General features: G+C 75.2%; 17 protein-coding genes. 5 read left to right on the top strand and 12 right to left on the bottom strand.

Going from position 1 to position 19,070, the window contains the following annotated elements; genetic code table 11:
* Window positions 1–123: 123 nt before the first annotated feature.
* The 6 genes from mnhG to RM555_RS04580 are packed head-to-tail and all read right to left on the bottom strand — an operon-like array spanning window position 124 to window position 6,268.
* Window positions 124–486 carry a monovalent cation/H(+) antiporter subunit G gene (gene mnhG, locus RM555_RS04605; RefSeq protein ID WP_151453966.1) on the bottom strand — a complete coding sequence of 121 codons (363 nt, stop codon included), beginning with the start codon at window positions 484–486 and terminating at the stop codon, window positions 124–126.
* Window positions 483–746, bottom strand: coding sequence for a monovalent cation/H+ antiporter complex subunit F (locus RM555_RS04600; RefSeq protein WP_311410595.1), 264 nt, complete (start codon window positions 744–746; stop codon window positions 483–485). Before RM555_RS04600 ends, mnhG begins: the two co-directional genes overlap by 4 nt.
* Window positions 743–1,363 (bottom strand): Na+/H+ antiporter subunit E, encoded by a 621-nt coding sequence (locus tag RM555_RS04595; RefSeq protein ID WP_396888691.1) that lies wholly within the window; start codon window positions 1,361–1,363, stop codon window positions 743–745. The genes RM555_RS04600 and RM555_RS04595 overlap by 4 nt, the downstream gene beginning before the upstream one ends.
* An 11-nt stretch (window positions 1,364–1,374) precedes the next feature.
* On the bottom strand, window positions 1,375–2,952 hold the full coding sequence (locus RM555_RS04590; RefSeq protein WP_311410593.1) for a Na+/H+ antiporter subunit D: 1,578 nt from the start codon (window positions 2,950–2,952) through the stop codon (window positions 1,375–1,377).
* Window positions 2,949–3,434 carry a Na(+)/H(+) antiporter subunit C gene (locus RM555_RS04585; protein ID WP_225852117.1) on the bottom strand — a complete coding sequence of 162 codons (486 nt, stop codon included), beginning with the start codon at window positions 3,432–3,434 and terminating at the stop codon, window positions 2,949–2,951. Before RM555_RS04585 ends, RM555_RS04590 begins: the two co-directional genes overlap by 4 nt.
* Window positions 3,431–6,268, bottom strand: a complete 2,838-nt coding sequence (locus RM555_RS04580; RefSeq protein WP_311410592.1) for a Na+/H+ antiporter subunit A — start codon at window positions 6,266–6,268, stop codon at window positions 3,431–3,433. Before RM555_RS04580 ends, RM555_RS04585 begins: the two co-directional genes overlap by 4 nt.
* Before the next feature lie 314 nt (window positions 6,269–6,582).
* Here RM555_RS04580 and RM555_RS04575 point away from each other — a divergent pair, with 314 nt between their 5' ends.
* Window positions 6,583–7,536 carry a hypothetical protein gene (locus tag RM555_RS04575; RefSeq protein ID WP_311410591.1) on the top strand — a complete coding sequence of 318 codons (954 nt, stop codon included), beginning with the start codon at window positions 6,583–6,585 and terminating at the stop codon, window positions 7,534–7,536.
* Window positions 7,537–7,615: 79 nt separating this feature from the next.
* Here RM555_RS04575 and RM555_RS04570 read toward each other — a convergent pair whose 3' ends face one another.
* Window positions 7,616–9,214, bottom strand: coding sequence for an amidohydrolase (locus RM555_RS04570; protein ID WP_311410590.1), 1,599 nt, complete (start codon window positions 9,212–9,214; stop codon window positions 7,616–7,618).
* A 202-nt stretch (window positions 9,215–9,416) separates the two neighbouring features.
* Here RM555_RS04570 and RM555_RS04565 point away from each other — a divergent pair, with 202 nt between their 5' ends.
* From RM555_RS04565 to RM555_RS04550, 4 genes are all read left to right on the top strand, one after another.
* The gene (locus RM555_RS04565) at window positions 9,417–9,983 is read left to right on the top strand and encodes a sigma-70 family RNA polymerase sigma factor (RefSeq protein WP_311410589.1); all 567 of its coding nucleotides are present in this window, start codon (window positions 9,417–9,419) and stop codon (window positions 9,981–9,983) included.
* Between the two features lie 87 nt (window positions 9,984–10,070).
* Window positions 10,071–10,826 carry a zf-HC2 domain-containing protein gene (locus RM555_RS04560; protein ID WP_311410588.1) on the top strand — a complete coding sequence of 252 codons (756 nt, stop codon included), beginning with the start codon at window positions 10,071–10,073 and terminating at the stop codon, window positions 10,824–10,826.
* 51 nt (window positions 10,827–10,877) lie between these two features.
* A complete protein-coding gene (locus RM555_RS04555) occupies window positions 10,878–11,513 on the top strand; it encodes a copper resistance CopC family protein (RefSeq protein WP_311410587.1) in 636 nt (211 codons plus the stop codon).
* 81 nt (window positions 11,514–11,594) lie between these two features.
* Entirely contained in the window at window positions 11,595–13,739 is a 2,145-nt protein-coding gene (locus tag RM555_RS04550) for a bifunctional copper resistance protein CopD/cytochrome c oxidase assembly protein (protein WP_311410586.1), read from the top strand.
* Between the two features lie 33 nt (window positions 13,740–13,772).
* On the opposite strand, the gene RM555_RS04545 is transcribed toward RM555_RS04550, so the two are convergent.
* Genes RM555_RS04545 through RM555_RS04525 form a run of 5 tightly spaced genes read right to left on the bottom strand, consistent with a single transcriptional unit; the run spans window position 13,773 to window position 19,068 of the window.
* Complete coding sequence (locus tag RM555_RS04545; RefSeq protein ID WP_311410585.1) at window positions 13,773–14,501, bottom strand: ABC transporter ATP-binding protein; 729 nt, start codon at window positions 14,499–14,501, stop codon at window positions 13,773–13,775.
* Window positions 14,498–15,553 carry an ABC transporter ATP-binding protein gene (locus tag RM555_RS04540; protein ID WP_311410584.1) on the bottom strand — a complete coding sequence of 352 codons (1,056 nt, stop codon included), beginning with the start codon at window positions 15,551–15,553 and terminating at the stop codon, window positions 14,498–14,500. Before RM555_RS04540 ends, RM555_RS04545 begins: the two co-directional genes overlap by 4 nt.
* Window positions 15,550–16,419 (bottom strand): ABC transporter permease, encoded by an 870-nt coding sequence (locus tag RM555_RS04535; RefSeq protein ID WP_311410583.1) that lies wholly within the window; start codon window positions 16,417–16,419, stop codon window positions 15,550–15,552. The genes RM555_RS04540 and RM555_RS04535 overlap by 4 nt, the downstream gene beginning before the upstream one ends.
* Complete coding sequence (locus tag RM555_RS04530; protein WP_311410582.1) at window positions 16,412–17,476, bottom strand: ABC transporter permease; 1,065 nt, start codon at window positions 17,474–17,476, stop codon at window positions 16,412–16,414. Before RM555_RS04530 ends, RM555_RS04535 begins: the two co-directional genes overlap by 8 nt.
* Window positions 17,473–19,068 (bottom strand): ABC transporter substrate-binding protein, encoded by a 1,596-nt coding sequence (locus RM555_RS04525; RefSeq protein ID WP_311410581.1) that lies wholly within the window; start codon window positions 19,066–19,068, stop codon window positions 17,473–17,475. Before RM555_RS04525 ends, RM555_RS04530 begins: the two co-directional genes overlap by 4 nt.
* Between the last annotated feature and the right edge of the window lie 2 nt (window positions 19,069–19,070).

The raw sequence follows: 19,070 nt of genomic DNA, 5'->3' as shown, positions 1-19,070 counted from the left end.
GACGGGCCGTCGCCGCTCGACGTCGCCGCTCGACGTCGCCGGACGACGACGTCGCGCGGCGACCGCGTCGATCGACTCCCCGCCGTCCGCGCGGCTACCGGAGAGCCGCCGCGGCCCCGCCGGTCAGGAGCGGCCGGAGCTGATGCGGTCCAGGTGTGGCGCGAGTTCGTCGGTGATCAGCAGGTCGCGGCGGATCTCGTCGTGCGGGTAGCCGGCCCGGCCCACCATGTGCGCCGCGACGGGCGCGGTGGCGAGTTGGAAGGCGCCGACGAGCACGAGGGTGGTGATGTCCACGCCCGTGCGCAGGCGCAGCGCGCAGCCGAGCAGGACGAGCAGCAGGCCGAGCACCTGGGGCTTGGCCGCCGCGTGCATCCGGGCGAGCAGGTCGGGGAAGCGCAGCAGCGCCGCCCCGGCGGCGACGCAGAGCAGCGCGCCGGCGATCAGGCAGACGCCGGCGGCGACGTCGAGGACGGCGTCGAGCGTCACTTGTCGTTCCTCCGGGCGGCGAACCGGGCGACGCTGACCGAGCCGACGAACCCGAGGATGGCGAGGACGACCAGCACGGGCAGCGCGGTGGCGTCGCGGCTGTAGGCGGCCTCGGTGGCGATGGCGGCGACGACGACGGCGAGCAGCACGTCGGTGGCGACGGCGCGGTCGAGGATGGACGGTCCGCGGATGATGCGGACGAGGGTCAGCCCGACGGCCATGGCGAGCAGCGCGGCGACGGTCACGGCGACGACGGTCATCTGGGTACCCCTTCCGGGTGGGTCGGCTCCGACGGGCCGGCGGCGTGGGGTTGCGTCACGCGGCGCAGTTCGTCGGGCGAGCCGATGGCGGCGACGATCCGCGCTTCGAGGTCGAGCACGCCCTGCCGGAACCGCTCGACCTCCTCGCGGCTGCGAACGCCGATGACGTGCACGTAGAGGGTGCCGGTCGTCCGGTCGGCCTCGATGATGAGGCTGCCGGGCACCAGGGACAGCGCCTCGGCGGTCAGCGTGAGGTTGAGATCGGTGTTGACCCGCAGCGGCACGGCGATGATCGCGCTGAGCGGGGGTTTCCCGATCCGCACCGCCAGCCAGGCGATCTGGGCGGAGGCGACCACGAGGTCCCGCAGGAAACGCACCCAGAACCGCGCGAGCGGCACGGGGCGGATCCGTCCGGCGAAGGTCACCGGCGGCAGCGGGAAGACCGCCAGCAGCACGACGGAGAGCACCAGCCCGCTGATCAGGTTGGCCCAGGAGAGGGTGCCCCACAGCAGCATCCAGACGCCGGTCAGTCCGGTCACGGCGACGATCCGGTTGCGCCGGAGGGCCGTGCGGGTCAGCGGCGGGTTCGTCGGCGCGACGGGCTTCGGCGGGCTCATCGGGTCACTGGTCACGGGGCACCGTCCGGGAACACGGCCTCGACGTACGGGGTCCGGCGCAGCAGGTCGTCGGCCGCGTCGGTGCTGATGTCGAACAGCGGCCCGGCCACCACGGTCAGCGCCAGGCCGAGCACCACCAGGGCGGCGGTCGACCCGATCATCAGCCGGGGCAGCACCGCGCCCGACGCCTCGGGGGTCGGTGCCTTGTACGGCTGCTCGGCACCGTCGGTGCGGGCGGCCCGCACGGCGTCGCCGACGTCCGGCATGTCCGGGTGCGGGGCACGCCAGAAGGCCAGGTTCCACACGCGGGCGATGGCGTAGAGGGTGAGCAGGCTGGTGAGCAGCCCGCCGACGACGAGCGTCCAGGCCAGCGGGCCGCCGTCGTCCACGCCGGCCTGGACGAGGCCGAGCTTGCCGAGGAAGCCGGAGAACGGTGGGATGCCGGCGAGGTTGAGCGCGGGCAGGAAGAACAGCACGGCCAGCAGCGGCGAGAGTCGGGCCAGCCCGCCGAGGCGGTCCAGGGCGGTGCTCCCGCCCCGGCGTTCGACGAGGCCGGCGGCGAGGAACAGGGTCGTCTGGATGGTGATGTGGTGCACCACGTAGAAGATCGCCGCGGACAGCCCGAGAGAGGTGCTCAGGCCGACGCCGAAGAGCATGTAACCGATGTGGCTGATGAGGGTGAACGACAGCAGCCGTTTGACGTCGGACTGGGCGACCGCGCCGAGGATGCCCACCACCATCGTCAGCGCCGCCACCACCAGCAGCAGGTCGGCGGTGCGCCCACCGGGGAACAGCAGCGTCTCGGTACGGATGATCGCGTACACGCCGACCTTGGTGAGCAGGCCGGCGAAGACCGCGGTGACCGGCGCCGGGGCGGTCGGGTAGCTGTCCGGCAGCCAGGCCGACAGCGGGAACACGGCCGCCTTGATGCCGAAGGCGAGCAGCAGCATGCCCTGCAGCACGAGCCGGATGTCGTCCGGCAGCGCGTCGAGCCGGTCCACGAGCTGGGCCAGGTTGAGGGTGCCGGTCGCCGCGTAGACCAGGCCGATAGCGACCAGGAAGATCAGCGACGAGAGCAGGCTGACCACGACGTACGTGGTGCCGGCCCGGATCCGGGTCTCCGTGCTGCCCAGGGTCAGCAGCACGTAGCTGGCGACCAGCAGGATCTCGAAGCCGACGTAGAGGTTGAACAGGTCGCCGGAGAGGAACGCGTTGCACACGCCGGCGGTCAGCACGAGGTAGGTCGGGTGGTAGACCGACAGCGGCGTCTCCTCGTTGCCGTCGGCCGTGCCCTGCCCGATCGAGTAGACGAGCACGCAGAGGGTGACGGCGGCGGAGACGACGAGCATCAGCGCGGCGAGCTGGTCGGCGACCAGGACGATGCCCAGCGGCGCGACCCAGCCGCCGACCTCGACGACCAGCGGCCCGTCCACGGAGGAGCGGACCAGCAGCGTGGCCGCCACGGCGACGGTGGCGGTGAGGACCGTGAGGCTGACCCAGCGCTGGGCGCGGGGCCGGCCGACGAGCAGCAGCGTCAGGGCCGCACCGAGCAGCGGCATCACCACCGGCAGGGGTACGAGCCAGGTCATCGGCCCCTCCCCGCGTCCCCGGCCGGGCTGGCCGTGGTGTCGTCGGCGGGCACGGTGGCCAGGGCGACGTCGCCGTCTCCGTCACCGTCTCCGGCGTCGTTGTCGGCGGTGCCCGGTCCCTCGTCCCGGTCGGCCAGCTCCATGATGCGGCGGTCCTCGACGTCGTCCTGCACCTCGTCGTGCCCGTTGAGGTGCCAGCTGCGGTACGCCAGGGCGAGCAGGAACGCGGTCATGCCGAGGGTGATGACGATCGCGGTCAGCACCATGGCCTGGGGCAGCGGGTCGCTCATGTCCCCCTCGGCGGTGGTGCCGACGATCGGCGGCCCGCCGGCCTTGCCGCCGGTGAGCAGCAGGAGGTTGGCACCGTTGCCGAGCAGGATGACGCCCATCAGCACCCGCGTCAGGCTGCGCTCCAGCAGCAGCGTCACCCCGGCGGCGAAGAGGACGCCGACCACGAGGACGTAGGTCAGGTTCGGGTTCACACCAGCTCCTTCGTCCGGTCGTCGGCCTGCTCGGTCTCGCGTTGGTCGGTCTCCTGTTGCCGGTCCATCTCCGCGCCCAGGCTGCGCAGGATGTCCAGGACCAGGCCGACCACGATGAGGTAGACGCCGACGTCGAAGAAGACCGACGTGACGAAGTGGACGTGGCCGAAGACCGGCAGGTGCAGGTCCAGCAGGGCGCTCTGGAGGAACTCCCCGCCCAGCAGCATCGCGGCGACGCCCGTGCCGACCGCGACGAACAGCCCGGCGCCGAGCACCGCGCCGGCGTCGACCGGGGCGGCCCCGTTGAGTTCCGTGCGCCCGCCCGCGAGGTAGCGCACGGCCAGCGCGAGCCCGGCCACCAGTCCGGCGGCGAAACCGCCGCCGGGGGCGTTGTGCCCGGAGAAGAGCAGGTATATCGAGAAGAGCACGATGGCGTGGAACAGCAGCCGGGTGACGACCTGGAGGATGACCGACTGCTGGCGGGTGGTGGCGCCGGTGGTGAGCCAGCGGGGCCGCGCCGACTCGGTGCGGCCGACGCCGGGGATGCCCCTGCGCAGGTCGAGGTCCCGGGAGTGGCGGAAGATGAGGCTGGCCACGCCGGTGGCGGCCACCACCAGCACGGCGATCTCGCCCATGGTGTCCCAGGCCCGGATGTCCACCAGGGTCACGTTGACGATGTTCTTGCCGCCGCCATAGGAGACGGCCTCGTCGGGGAAGTCGACGGAGATCGGGGTGGCGATCCGCGCGCCCGCCGCGACGTACGCCATGCCGGCGGTGACCACGCCCACGGCGACGCCGAGCGCGATGCGACCGCGCCGGCTGGACCGGATGGGCCGCTCGGAGAACTTGGCGGGGAGGTGGCGCAGGACCAGCACGAACATGACGATCGTGACGGTCTCCACCAGGAACTGGGTCAGGGCCAGGTCCGGGGCGCCGTGCAGGATGAACAGCAGCGCGGTGCCGTAGCCGGCGACGCCGACGAGGATCATCGCGGTCAGTCGGCGCCGGGCGCGGGCGGCGGCCACGGCGGCCACGATCACCACCGCGGCGGCGACGGCCTGCAACGGGGTGTCCCACAGTTGGAACCGCTGCGGCCAGGGCATCCCGGCCAGCAGCGCCCCACCCGGCAAGGTGATCATCACCAGCAGGATGACGCCGAGGTAGAAGGGGAGGGAGCCGCGCTGGGTGGCGCCGGTCAGCTCCACTGCGAGCCGGTCCACCCCGCCGATGAGCCGGTCGTAGACCGCGGCCCCGTCGAAGGGCAGTCGGACCGACGGGCCCAGCCGCCCCCGGTGCCGCAGGAGGAACAGCCCCACGCCGCCGGCGACCGCCAGCGCCGACAGGCCCAGCGCCAGGGTCGGGCCGTGCCACAGCGCGAGGTGGTAGCCGGGCTCGGCACTCTCGTACAGGTCCGCGTACGGGGCGAGGACCTTGTCGACGGCGGGCGCGAAGAGCCCCACCGCCAGGCCGGCGGCGGCGAGCACGACGGCCGGCGCGAGGAAGGACCACCCGACCGGCCGGGCCTCGGTGGCGGGCACGTCGCCTTTGGTCGCGAACGCGCCCCAGACGAAACGCAGCGTGTACGCGACGGTCAGCGCCGAGCCGAGCACCACGCCGGCGAGCACCACCAGGTCGGCGGTGCGGCCGTGCAGGAACGCCTCGACCGCCGCCTCCTTGGCGACGAATCCGGCCAGCGGCGGGAGGCCGGCCATGGAGGCCGCCGCGAGGCCCGCCACCACCGCGAGCGCCGGCGCCCGCCGCCCGAGGCCGCTGAGTTCGCGCAGGTCGCGGGTGCCGGCTACGTGGTCGACGACCCCGACGACGAGGAACAGGGTGGACTTGAACAGCGCGTGGGCCAGCACCATCGCCGCGCCGGCCAGCGCGGTGTCGCGGGTGCCGGCGCCGAGGACCACCATCAGCAGGCCGAGCTGGCTGACCGTGCCGTAGGCCAGCAGCAGCTTCAGGTCGGCCTGCCGCAGCGCCGCCCATCCGCCGAGGAACATGGTGATCAGCCCGCCGGCCAGCAGCATCGGCCGCCACGGGGTGACCCCGACCACGGCCGGTCCCATCAGCGCGACGAGGAACACACCGGCCTTGACCATCGCCGCGGCGTGCAGGTAGGCGCTGACGGGGGTGGGCGCGGCCATGGCGCCGGGCAGCCAGAAGCTGAAGGGGAAGATCGCCGACTTGCTCAACGCGCCGAGCAGGATCAGCACCAGGGCCACGGCCAGGTAGCCGCCCCCGGGCAGGTCGGTGGCGATCTGCGACCAACGGTACGTGCCGGCGTGCTGGCCGAGCATGACGAACCCGGCGAGCATCGCCAGGCCGCCCAGGGTGGTCACCAGCAGCGCCTGCATGGCGGCCCGCCGGCTGGCCCGCTTGGTGGGGTCGCTGCCGATCAGCAGGTAGGAGAGGACGGTCGTCAGCTCCCAGAACACGTACAGCAGCAGCAGGTCGTCGGAGACCACCAGGCCGAGCATCGCCCCGGCGAAGCCGACGAAGACGGCCGCGAAGCGGCCCAGGCCCGGGTCGTCGGAGCGGAAGTAGCGGGCGCTGTAGGCGAGCACCAGCGCCCCGACCCCGCCGACGAGCACCACCATCAGCCAGGCCAGGGTGCCCATCCGCAGGGCGATCTCCAGGCCGAGCTGGGGAACCCAGGTGACCGTCTCGACGACCGGGGTGCCGGAGCGGACCGTCCCGGTGCGAGTCAGCGCCCAGACCAGGGTCGCCGCGGGAGCCAGGGCCACCAGGTAGAGCCCTTTTCGGCCCCAGATACGTATCAGTCCCGGGGCGATCACGGCTGCGAGTGCGTGGACCGCCACCAGAACCAGCACATACCCTCCCCAGAGTTCGACAGCCGGTTAGCCAACCCTAACCGGTAAGGAGCGAATCTGCATATCGGCGATACCGTGCCGCCGGCGTGCCCGTGCCCGCCAGCGGCGCGAACGACCGGCCGTCGGCCTCCCGTCGGGAGGTCCACGGGGGCCGATGCGGCGGCCTCGTCGCCCGCGCTCCTCCTGCTTATCATGATCAGGAGGCGATCGCCCACCCTGCGGATACCCTTGGCGACCTGGCGAGCAGGGCGACGACGCGCACCCGGGCGCGACGCGACGGCGCCAGAAATCGAGGGCGACGGGTGGGTGGGGCGATGCGGAACGGGGTGCTGGTGTCGACCCGGACGGCTCTCGCCGGGGCGACGGGCAACGCCCTCGTGATGGGCGTGGCCGAGGTGAGCACGCCGCTCGGCTGGGTGCTGCTTCCGGGGCTGCTCGGCGTGTCCACCCGCCCCCGGGTGGCGGCGCTGATCTCCGCCTGGGCGGCCGTCCTGCTGGCGGCGTCCGTGGTCGTTCCCGTCGTGCCCGGGCACCGCGCCGAGCCGTGGGCACTCGGCGTCTCCGTGGCGAGCCTGGCCGCCGTACCGCTGCTGGCCTGGGCCAGGCGACGCCGCGAGGACCGGGCCGTCGCCCGCGTGCCCGCGCCCCGCGACGTCGCCGTGTTCACCATGCCCGCCGGCACCGGACGCGCCGCGTTGGCCGTCTGCCGCGCCCCCGGGGAGGTCGCGGCGGCGGTACCGCTGCGCCGGGGCGGCCTGCGCGTCCTCCTCGGCATGGCGCACGGCGCCACCCTGGCCCGCCCGGAGCACACCCGGGCGCTGGAGTCGGCCTTCCGGGACGAGGCCCTGCGCGGCGGAGGATCGCTGCCGGGGATCGCCGGAGCCCTCGACGACCTCGTGCGGGACATCGCCCCGGGCGGCTATCTCGCCGCCACCCTGGTGGAGGTCTCCCCCGAGGGGCGCGTCACCCTGCTGCGCTGCGGCGGCCCGGACGCCACCGCGCACGCCGGGGACGGGACCCGTCCCGTGGGCCTGCCCGACGCCGGCCCGCTCGGCCTGACCGGGACGGCGACGAGCGTGGCGGAGGCGCCGGCCCGCGCCCGGCGACTGGCGCTCGCCCCGGCCGCCGGGCCGCACCGGCCGACCGAGGAGGCGCTGCGGGCCCCGCGTGCCGCGGACGCCGTGGTCGCGCTGACCCGACGCCCCGGCGACCGCCGCCGGACCGGCCCGGCACTGGTGGTCGACCTGCCGCCCGATCCGCCCGCCTGACGGCCAACCCTGCCCGGCGGGCGGCCCCCGGCCCGGCGGGCGACGGCCGGCCGGTCGGCGGGGAAGCGTCCGACCCCGGTCAGCGCTGCCAGCGCACGACCCCGCCGACCACGGTGAGCGCCACCGTGAGGTCGCGCAGGGCCGCCGGCTCGACCCGGTACGGGTCGGTGGGCAGCGCGATGAAGTCCGCGAGCATCCCCGGGGTCAGCCGCCCCTTCAGGTGCTCCTCGTAGGAGGCGTACGCGCCGGCCTCGGTGAAGCAGCGCAGCGCCGTGTCGAGATCGACCCGCTCGTGCGGGTCCACGCCGCCGGGCGGGGTGCCGTCGGGCTGCTGCCGGGTCACCGCGGCGTGGATGCCGAAGAACGGATCCGGGTCCTCCACCGGGGCGTCCGAGCCGAAGGCCACCGTCGCGCCGGCGTCCAGCAGGCTGCGCCAGGCGTACGAGGCGAGGTCGCGGCCGGCGAGCATCCGGCTGGTCAGGGGGATGTCGCTGGTGCAGTGGGTGGGCTGCATGGAGGCGATCACGCCCAGCCGGGCCAGCAGCGGCACGTCCGCCGGACGCAGGTGCTGGGTGTGCTCGATCCGGTGCCGCAGCCGGCGTACCGCCGTCGGGTTGGTGCGCGCCGACTCCTGCCAGTTGGCGTACGCCCGCAGCACCATCTCGTTCGCCGCGTCGCCGATGGCGTGCGCCGCGACGGCGATGCCGGCCCCGGCCGCCTTCGCCACCAGCCGCTCGAACTCCTCCGCCGGGGTGACGGCGATGCCGTGGTTGCCGGGCTCGCCGTCGTACGGCTCGGTCATCAGGCAGGTGTGCGAGCCGAGCGCCCCGTCGGTGAAGATCTTGACCGGGCCGGTGCTCAGCCAGCGGTCCCCGTCGCCGGTCGCCCAGCCCAGGTCGATCACCTCGTCCAACGCGGTCGACGGGATCGACTTGTGCACCCGCAGCGGCAACTCGCCCCGGGCGTACAGGGTCTCGTAGGCGGCCCGGCAGTCCTGCCCGTCGATGTCGTGGATGCTGGTCAGGCCGACGGAGAGCAGCCGGGGCAGGTGGGTACGCAGTTGCGCGACCAGGTCACCGCTGAGCGAGGTGCGCATGACGTCGTACGCCGCGTCGCCGGCCGCCTCCCGCAGGATGCCGGTCGGCTCGCCGCGTTCGTCGCGGACGATCTGCCCGCCGATCGGATCGGGGGTGCCGGCGTCGATGCCGAGCCGCCGGAGGGCGGCGGTGTTGACCCAGGTGGTGTGCCCGTCGATGGTCGGCAGCACGGCGGGCCGGTCCGGGCAGACGCGGTCCAGGTCGGCCCGGGTCGGCTGCACCGGGCGGTCCCACTTGTGGCTGTCCCAGCGCCCGCCGAAGAGCCAGGCGTCGGGCGGCAGGGTGGCGGCGTGCCGGGCGATCCGCGCCAGCGCCTCGTCGAGGCTGGTGGTGCCGCGCAGGTCCACCTGCTCCAGTCCGCGCACGTAGAGCGCCGAGTGCAGGTGGCTGTCGATCAGACCGGGCAGCACCGTCATCCCGCCGAGGTCGACCCGGCGCGCGCCGACGCCGGCGCGGTCGCGGCACTCGTCGAGGTCCCCGACGGCGACGATGCGCTCGCCGCGCACCAGCATCGCCTCGGCGTACGGACGGGCGGGGTCGAGGGTGTGGATCCGGGCGTTCTCAAAAACCGTACCGGTCATGGGCTGCCTGCTTCGACGGTCGGGCGGGGCCGTCCATGCTAGACAGCGGCCCCGGGCGACGGGCGCGGTGGCACCCGGAGGCGGGGCGTCGGGGAGGGCCACCACCGGGCCGCTTGCGGTACGCTACCGGCCACTCACTACTACGACCCGTCGTGATCACCGTCGGGCACCCGCCCTCCGGTGGCCCGACAGGAGGTGCCGGATGGCTGACGACGCGGAGCTGACCGCGTGGGCGCTGGCCGCCGGCCGCGGTGACCGGACGGCCGCCGCCTGCTTCGTCCGGGCGACGCAACAGCAGGTCCGCCGCTTCCTCGCCGCGCTGGTCACGCCCCGCGAGGCGGACGACCTGACCCAGGAGACCTTCCTGCGGGCGATGCGGTCGCTGCCGTCGTACGCCGGACGCTCCTCGACACGGACGTGGCTGCTCGCCATCGCCCGGCGGGTCGCGGCGGACCACGTGCGTACCGTCACGTCACGGCCGCGCACGGTGCCGATGCCCGACGGGTACGACGTCCCCGACCCGGCGCGCAGCGGCTTCGACCGGCAGGTCGTGCTCGAACGCCTCATCGCGGCGTTGCCGAGGGACCGGCGGGAGGCGTTCGTCGCCACCCAGGTGCTGGGCCTGTCCTACGCCGAGGCCGCGGAGGTGTGCGGCTGCCCGGTGGGCACCATCCGGTCCCGGGTGGCCCGGGCCCGGGAGGATCTGGTCGCCGCCGCGCACGGCTGGTCGGAGCCGGACGCGGGCCGGGGCGGCGACGCCACCGGCTGACCCACCCCGCCGCGCTGACCTGCGGGAAGGCCACGCCCCACGAAACTGCGCGGGAACCAACGACGGGTCCGGGACGACTACCGGTACATGGGGTGTGAGCAGTGGCGTGAGATGCTGTCGGCGCAGTTGGACGGGGAGGAGACCGCCGCCGAGCGGACAGCCGTGGCGGCCCACCTGGCCGGCTGCGCCGGCTGCCGGACGTGGTACGACCGGGCCACGGCGGTGACCCGCCGGGCGCGGCTGTCGGTCGCCGTCGCCGCTGACGACCGCACCGACGTCATCCTCGGCGCGCTGCCCACCCCGGCTCCGCGCCGCCGGCGGGAGCGGGTCGTGCTCACCCTGCGGGCGGTCCTGGGCCTGGTCGGGGCGCTGCAACTCGTGCTGGGCCTGGCGCAGATCGGACGCGGCACGGCGAGCGCCCACGCGCACGCGGCGACCGGCGGGCTGATCTCGGGGCACCTGTGGCACGAGTCGGCGGCGTGGAACGTCGCCGTGGGCGCGGGCTTCCTCTTCGTGGCCGCCCGGCGCACCCCGCCGACCGGGCTGGTGCCGATGTTGAGCGCCTTCGTCGGCATGCTGGCGCTGCTGTCGGTCAACGACCTGCTGACCGGGCGGGTGGACACCGCCCGGCTGGTCAGCCACGGCTTCCTGCTCGCGGGCTACGTCATCGTCGTCGCCCTGTCCCGCCCGGGGCTGCGCCCCGACGGCCCGGCGCGCCGCAGCCGCCCGGCCGAACCCCGCTGGAGCCTGCCCGCCGACGAGCCCACGGAGTCGCCGGGGCTGCGGCTGCTCCCGTCGCCGTATCCCGGCTCCGCCCGCGTCTCCGACCGCCGCGCGGCCTGACCGGTCACCAGCTGCCCGGCCGACCACCACCAACCAGGAGAAGCGCCAGACATGCACAACCCGTCCCGCCGCCCGACCCTCGCGGCCCTCGTCGCCGCCGCGCTGGCCGCCGCCGCGCTGCTGCTCGTACCGGCCGCCCCCGCCGCCGCGCACAACACGCTGCGGGCCGCCAGCCCCGCCGACGGCGACCGCCTGACGACGCCGCCGACGCGGGTCACGCTGGAGTTCGCGCAGCGGCTCGACCCGACCTTCACCACCATCGCGCTGACCGACGCGACCCGGCGGAAGATCCCCACCGGTGGGCCCACCGTCGACGGGACGAAGGGCACGGTGACCGTCGACGAGACGCTGGGTGAGGGCACCTACACCGTCGCCTACCGGATCGTCTCCGCCGACGGGCATCCGGTGCAGGGGTCGTACCGGTTCACCGTCGCCAGCGGCGGCGACACCGCCGGCGGGGCCACCACGGCGACCGGGGCGGTCACCGATCCGCCGGCTGCCACGCCGACCGCTGTCGCGGCCCCGTCCGCTGCCACCGCCCCGCCGGCCGCCGGGTCGGTCGGCCCCGCCGCCGCGTCCGGCTCCGGCGGCCTCGGGACGGGCGGCGTGCTGCTTGCCGCCGGGGTCCTGGTGGCCGCCCTCGGCGGGACCGCGCTGCTGCTGCGCCGGCGCCGCGAGACCCGCTGACCGGCAGCACCCCGACCCCCGACCCTCCGGCACCGCGCCCCGGGCGCGAACCGCCGCTCCCCGAACCCAAGGGACACCGACGTGCCAGACACCACCTCCCGCCCCGCCCAGCCCGCCCGGGGCCCGGGCGCCGACTCCGTGGCGACGACGGCGGCCGGTGCCGCCGGGCCGGTCGCGGGCCCGCCCCGCGCCGGCGTACGTCCCGGCTCCCGGGGGCGTGGCGCGTGGCTCGTACCCGTCGCGGCCGTGGCGTCGGCGGTGGCCGTACTCCTGCTCGGCCTGCGGGCCGGCGACGCGCTCGCGGTCGCGATCCCCGGGCTGCCGGACCCGGGGCCGGTCACGGCGTGGGCGCTGCCCGTGGTCCGGCTGCTCGCCGACGGCCTCGCCACCCTGACGGTCGGGATGCTGGTGACGGCGGCCTTCCTGCTGCCCGGCGACGGGCGGAGCGTCTCGGCGTACGGCTGGCTGCTGTTGCGCCGCGCGGGCACGGCGGCGGCGGGCTGGGCGGTGGCCGCGGTGACGCTGATCGTGCTGACGGTCTCGGACCTGCTCGGCGTCCCCGTGGACGGGCTCGGCGTCCCCACCGTGGTCAGCTTCGCCACCTCGATCTCGCAGGGACAGGCGCTGCTGCTCCAGGCGGGGCTGGCCCTGACGGTGGCGGTGCTGGCCCGGGTGGGGGTGTCGCGTGGGCTCGCCGCCGGGGCGGCGTTGGTCGCGCTGGTCGGGGTGCTGCCGCCGGCGTTCACCGGGCACGCCGCCGGGGCGGGCAACCACCAGATCGCGGTGTCCAGCCTCGCCCTGCACGTGCTGGCCGCCGCGCTCTGGGTCGGCGGGCTGGTGGCGCTGCTGATGGTCCGCCGCAGCCGGCAGCTCGCCGACGCCGCTGACCGGTACGGCCGCCTCGCCCTGGGCTGCTTCGTGGCCGTCGCGGTGAGCGGATCGGCCAACGCGGCCGTACGCCTCGGCGACGTGGCCCAGCTCTGGCAGTCCCGGTACGGCTGGCTGGTCGTCGGCAAGCTCGTCGCCCTGGCGGTCCTGGGCACCCTGGGCGCCGTGCACCGGTCGCGGACCCTGCCGGCCCTGCGCGCGGGTCGACGCGGCGCGTTCGCCCGGCTGGCCGCCGGCGAGGTGGTCGTGTTCGCCGCCACCGTCGGGCTGGCGGTGGCGTTGTCCCGCAGCCCCACCCCGGTGACGCAGGATCCGCTCGACGCCGATCCGATCACCGAGCTGCTCGGCTTCCCGATGCCCGCCGCGCCGACCCCGGAACGCCTGGTGGGCCAGCCGTTGCCGGACATGTTCTTCCTGACCCTCACGGTCCTCGGCATCGGCGGCTACCTGGCCGGGGTGTGGCGGCTGCACCGGGCCGGGCACCGCTGGCCGCTGGCTCGGACCGCGAGCTGGTCGGCCGGTCTGCTGCTGCTGGCCGCCGTCACCAACCTGGGCGTGGCCCGCTACGCGTACGTGCTGTTCAGCGCCCACATGGTGCAGCACATGGTGCTGTCGATGCTGGTGCCGATCCTGCTCGTCGGCGGCGCCCCGGTCACCCTCGCGCTGCGCGCCCTGCGTCGCCCCGCCGACCCGCAGGTCCGTGGTGCCCGGGAGTGGCTGCTGCTGGCGCTGCACAGCCGACCCGCGAGGCTGCTCACCCATCCCCTGGTCGCACTGGGCATCTACGCCGGCAGCCTCTTCGGCCTCTACCTCAGCGACCTGCTCGGCACGCTGATGCGCTCCCACCTCGGCCACCTGGCCATGCTCACGCACTTCGTGGTCGCCGGGTACCTGCTGTTCTGGGTGCTCATCGGGGTCGACCCGGGCCGGCCGAGGCTCCCCCACCCCATCCTGGTGATCATCCACCTCGCGGCGATGATGGCGCACGGCTTCTTCGGCCTCGTGCTGATGCAGACCACCAGCCTCATCGCCCCGGACTGGTACGTCGCCGTCCATCCCGACTGGGCGTCGTCACTGCTGGAGGACCAGCGGCTGGGCGCGGGCATCGCCTGGGCGTTCGGGGAGATCCCCGCCGCGATCGTGCTGGTCGTGCTGGTCCGCCAGTGGATCCGCGCCGACCGGCGGGAACAGGCCCGCCTCGACCGGGCCGCCGCCCGCGCCGAGGCCACCGGCGAGCCGGACGACCTGGCCCGCTACAACTCGTTCCTCGCCGCAGCCGGCCGCGCCGAGGCCACCGACTCCGACGGTTCCGCCGCGACGTCGGCCCGTACCCCGTAGACGTCGGCGCGCAGGCCGGAGGACGCGGGCCGGTCAGGGTTGCGACGGGGGCGGCGGCAGGTCGACCACCCTGGTGGCCCAGCGGGCCATCAGCGCCGGGTCGTGGGTGATGAGCAGGACCCCGGCGGCGTGCTCCCGTTGGTAGTCGGTGATGACGGCCGCGAGGTGCGCCTGGGTGGAGGCGTCGAGCATGGCGGTGGCCTCGTCGCAGAGCAGGTAGTCCGGCCGGTGCACGAGCGCGCGGGCGAGGCAGGCGCGTTGCAGTTGCCCGTCGCTGACGGCGTGGGGGCGGCGGGCGAGCAGGTCGGGCGTGAGGCCGACGAGGTCGGCCAGCTCCGCCGCGCGGGCCCGCGCCGGCGCCTCGGGCGTGCCGGTGGCGCGCAGCGGCTCGGCGATGATGTCGGCGAGGCCCAGCCGGGGGTCGGTGGCCGCGCGGGGGCTCTGGAACAGGATCGCGACGCGGGTACGGACGGCGGCGGGCAGCCGGTGCCGGGCGCCTGCCACCCGCTGACCGTCGAGGGTGACGTGGCCGGCCTCGGGGGCGTGCAGCAGGGCCAGCACCCGGGCGAGGGTGGACTTTCCGCTGCCCGAGGGCCCGCGCAGGCCGACCGTCTCGCCGGGGGCGACGCGCAGGTCGACGCCGTCGAGGACGCGCCGGCCACCGTAGGAGACCGTGACCTCGTGGGCCGCGAGCGCGGTGCTGGTCATGCCGACGGTGTCGGCCGTGCCGACGGTGTCGGTCGCTCCGGCGGTGCTGGTCATGCCGGCGCTCCGAGGGTCAGCGGGTGGTGACAGGCGATCCGGGCCGGGGTGCCCGCCGAGGGCGCGGGCGAGGTGCGGCAGACGTCGGTGGCGCGGTCGCAGCGCGGGGCGAAGGCGCAGCCGGGCGGCAGGTCGGTGAGCATCGGCGGATGGCCGGGGACCGGCCGGAACGCCCGCTCGGGCAGGGCGTCGAGCAGGCCGGCGGTGTAGGGGTGGGCGGGTGCCGCGAAGAGTTCGGCCGTCGGCCGCCGTTCCACGATCCGGCTGGCGTACATGACGGCGACCGTGTCGGCGATCCGGCGGGCGGCGGCCAGGTCGTGGGTGATGAGCAGGACGGCGCCGCCGGCGTCGCAGCGGCGGCGCAGCAGGTCGAGGGTGTGGTCGACCAGGGGCCGGTCGAGGCCCGTGGTGGGTTCGTCGGCGAGCAGCAGCGGCGGGTCGGGGGCGAGGGCGAGGGCGGTGGCCAGGCGTTGGGCCATGCCGCCGGAGAGCTCGTGGGGATAGCGGTCGAGGTCGGCGGGATCCAGCCCGACGTCGTCGGCGACGCGCTCGGCCGCCGCGGGCGCCTCGCGCCGGGTGCACCCGTGGGCGCGCAGGGTCTCCTCCAGCAGCCGCCGGCCCGTCCGTACGGGAGTCAGGGCGGTGGCGGGGCTCTGCGGGACCAGCCCGACCGCGCGGCCGCGTACGGCGCGGGCGAGGTGTCGCTCGGAGGAGTTCACCAGGTCGACCTGCGCCCCGGTGGGCGGGCGCAGGCGGGCGTGACCCGTGACGGTGGCGTTACCGGGGAGCAGGCCGAGCAGGGCGTGCGCGAGCACCGACTTGCCGCAGCCGGACTCCCCGACCACCGCCAGGAGTTCGCCCGGGTGGACGGTCAGGTGCAGGTCGGTGACGGCCTGCACGACGGCGTCGCGGAGCTGGAAGCGGACGGTCAGCCCGTCGACCTCCAACAGGCCCGGCCGACCGTCGGCGGCGGTTCCGGCCGGGGCGGCGCTGCCGGCGGCGTCGGCGGTGTCGGCGCTGCCGGCGGCGGTGGGCTCGCGGGTGGTGGTCACAGGTGCAGCTCCGCTCGTACGCGCGGGTCGAGGCGGTCGCGCCAGCGGCCGGTGAGGGCGGCCAGGGCCAGCGTGACGACGACGAGGAGCAGGCCGGGCACGATGCTGGCCCACCAGGCGCCGGTGAGCAGGGACCGCTGCCCGTCGTTGATCATGTTGCCGATCGAGGCCAGGTGCGGGGGCAGGCCCAGGCCGAGAAAGGACAGCGCGGTCTCGTGCCAGACGGCGTGCGGCACCATCAGCGTGGTGGCCAGCGCCAACCGGGGCAGCACGTGCGGGAGCAGGTGCCGGGTGATCACCCGGGCCCGGCTCGCGCCGCCGGAGATCGCGGCGTCGATGAACGGCCGGGTGCGCAGGCTGAGCAGCTCCGACCGGACGATGCGGGCGGTGGAGAGCCAGTGCGTCAGCCCGATCGACAGGATCACCGCGCCCAGGCTCGGACGCAGCATCGCGACGATGAAGATGCCCAGCAAAAGGTGCGGCAGCGCCGCGATGGTGTCGACCACCCGCATGAGCACGCGGTCGACCCAGCCGCCGAGGGTGCCGGCCACCGCGCCGACGAGGCCGCCGATCACGGTGGCGACGAACGCGGCGACCGCGCCGACGAGCAGCGAGACCCGCAGGCCGTAGAGACTGCGGTGGGCCACGTCGCGGCCCAGGTCGTCGGTGCCGGCCGGGTCCGCCCAGGAGGGCGCGAGCCGGGTACGGGCCAGGTCCACCGCGCTCTCGTCGAGCGGCCAGAGGACGGGGGCGAGGAGGCAGGCCAGGCCCGCGCCGACGAGCACGGCCCAGGCGACGGCGGCACCGACCCGGCCCGTACGCGGCTTCGGCCGCCGGACCCGGGCGGGCAGGGCGAGGTCAGTCATCGAGGCGTACCCGGGGATCGGCGGCGGCGTAGGCGAGGTCGGTGCCCAGGTTCGCGGCCAGCACCACGACGGTGGTGGCCAGGGTCGTGGCGGCCAGCAGCGGGAAGTCGCTGCCCAGCGCGCCCTGGACGGTGACCGCGCCGAGGCCGGGCAGGGAGAACACGGTCTCCACCAGGACGGCCCCGCCGATCAGCTCGGGCAGGTGGGTGCCGACGAGGGTGAGGAACGGCAGCAGGGCGGTACGCAGGGCGTGGCCGAACAGGACGGTGCGGCCCGGCAGCCCCCGCGCCCGGGCGGCGAGGACGTGGTCGTCGCGGAGGCTGTCGGCGACGGCGTCCCGGATGAACAGCACGAACCACGGCGTCTGGGCGATCGCCAGCACGCCCACCGGCAGGATCAGGTGCCGGGCCACGTCGGCGGGGTCGGTGCCGGTGGCGGTGATGTCGGTGAGCCCGCCCGCCGGCAGCCACCCGAGGGTGAGGGCGAACAGGGCGATCGCGGCCAGCCCGATCCAGAACACCGGCATCGACTGCACGGCGTACGCGGTGGCGCGCAGCGCCCGGTCGAACCAGCCGCCCCGCCGGTACGCGGCCAGCGTGCCCAGCAGCAGGCTCGCCACGAGGACGAGGGCGAGGGCGGCGCCGACGAGCAGCAGGGTCCAGCCGGCGCGGGCGGCGAGGACGGAGGTGACCGGTTCGTGGCGGCTGGTGGACCAGCCCAGGTCGCCCTGGAGCAGGTTGCCGACCCAGCGCAGGTACTGCACCGGCAGCGGGTCGTCGACGCCCCAGTTGGCGCGGATCTGCGCCAGGTTCTCCTCGGTGGCGGTGAACGCCGCCGCGCCCGCGTACTGCTGGGCGGGGTCGATCGGCGAGGCCGCGCCGAGGGCGAACATGCCGACGCTGGTGGCGGCGAGGATGGGCACGGCCACCAGCAACCGCCGGCGGACCACCTTGCCGGCTCCCGCCAGCCGCCGCGGCCGGCGCCGGGCGGTGGTCCTCGCCGGGGGCGGCGTGGCGGTCGGGGCGGGGGTCTTCGCTGTCGGGGCGGGCGTCGTCACGACTTCTTCGTCCAGGTGTGGATGTTCCACCAGAGGCTGTTGGCGACGTCGTGCTCGTGCGGCTCCACCCGGGGGGTCACCCCGGCGACCGCGTCCTTCACCACGTAGGTGTGCTGGAGGTAGGTGAGGAACACCCACGGCATGTCGGTGGCGAGCTGCTTCTGGAACGTGGCGTACGCGGCCTTGCGGGCGGCCGGGTCGGCGTTGGCGCGGCCGTCCTGCAACGCCTTGTCCACCACGGGCGACCGGTAGGAGCCGGGGTTGAAGAAGCCCTGGCCGGCGAAGGCGGAGCCGAACAGCTTGTAGGAGACGAAGTCCGGGTCGTACGGGGTGCCGTAGCCCATCACGAGCGCGTCGCTCTTCATCCGGGGGGTGATCGCGTCCCAGGTCAGCCCCTCGGGGGTGATCTTGATGCCGACCTTCTTCGCGTCGGCGGTCACCGCGAGGGCGAGTTCCTTGCGGAGGCTGTCCGTGGCCGGGTACATCAGCGCGAACGCCGCCTGCCGGCCGTCCTTGGCACGGATCCCGTCCGGGCCCGGCTTCCAGCCGGCGGCGTCGAGGGCGGCGGTCGCGGCGGCCGGGTCGGCGGCGGGCCTGCCCACGATCGACGGCTCGGCGAACTCCGACGTCGGCGGGACCGGCCCGAACGCGGGCTCGCCCGCCCCGCCGAGCAGCCCGGTGACCATCGCCGCGCGGTCCACCGCCGCGTTCAGTGCCCGCCGCACCGCGAGGTCGGCGGTGACCGGGTTGCCCATCGGCAGCATCACGCCCCGGTAGTCGGCGGTGGGCACCCGCTGCACCCGGTAGCCGGCCTGCCCGTCGAAGCCGGTGGTCAGCTTCGGCGCCAGCTCCGCCGCGTCGAACTCCCCCGCCCGCATCCGCTGCGCGCGTACGTTGTCGTCGGCGACGAACGCCACCACCACGCCGCCGTTGGCGGGCCTGCCGCCCCACCAGCTCTCGTTGGCCGCGAGCACGAGCCGGTCGCCCGGGGTCCACGACGTCACGCGGTACGGGCCGGTGCCCACCGGCTTGCGGTTGAACTCGGCCTTGTTGATGTCCTGCCCGGTCAGCGCCTTGGCCGGCACGATCCCGAGGGCCAGCCGCTGCGCGAAGGGCGCGTAGGCGTACTTCAGGGTGAACACCACGGTCGACGGGTCGGGCGCGGTGACCGAGGCGAGCATGTCCAGGTCGGAGCGGAGCGTGGAGTCGACCTTCGGGTCCAGCACCGCCTGGTAGGTGAAGACCACGTCCTGGGCGGTGAACGGGCTGCCGTCGTGGAACAGCACGCCGTCGCGCAGCTTCGCGGTGACCGTCCTGCCGTCCGCCGACACGGTCGGCAGTTCCCGGGCCAGCGCCGGCACCAGCTCGTTGCGGGCGTCGCGGGCGACCAGCCCGTCGAAGATCAGGGAGCCGCCGTCGACGCCGTAGTTCAGCACCGGGTTCAACGCGTCCGGCTCACCCGCCGTCGCCACGACGAGCGTGCCGGCGCCGGCCGCGCCCGTCGACGTGGTCGTCGGCGAGGAACAGCCGGCCACGGCGAGGACACCGGCGACGGCCACCGCCGCCACGCGCTTGGACACAGGCGTACCCATCA

The organism is Micromonospora reichwaldensis (assembly GCF_031845925.1).
GTDB classification, from domain to species: Bacteria; Actinomycetota; Actinomycetes; order Mycobacteriales; family Micromonosporaceae; genus Micromonospora; species Micromonospora reichwaldensis.
This window is presented reverse-complemented; position numbering and strand designations above follow the sequence as displayed.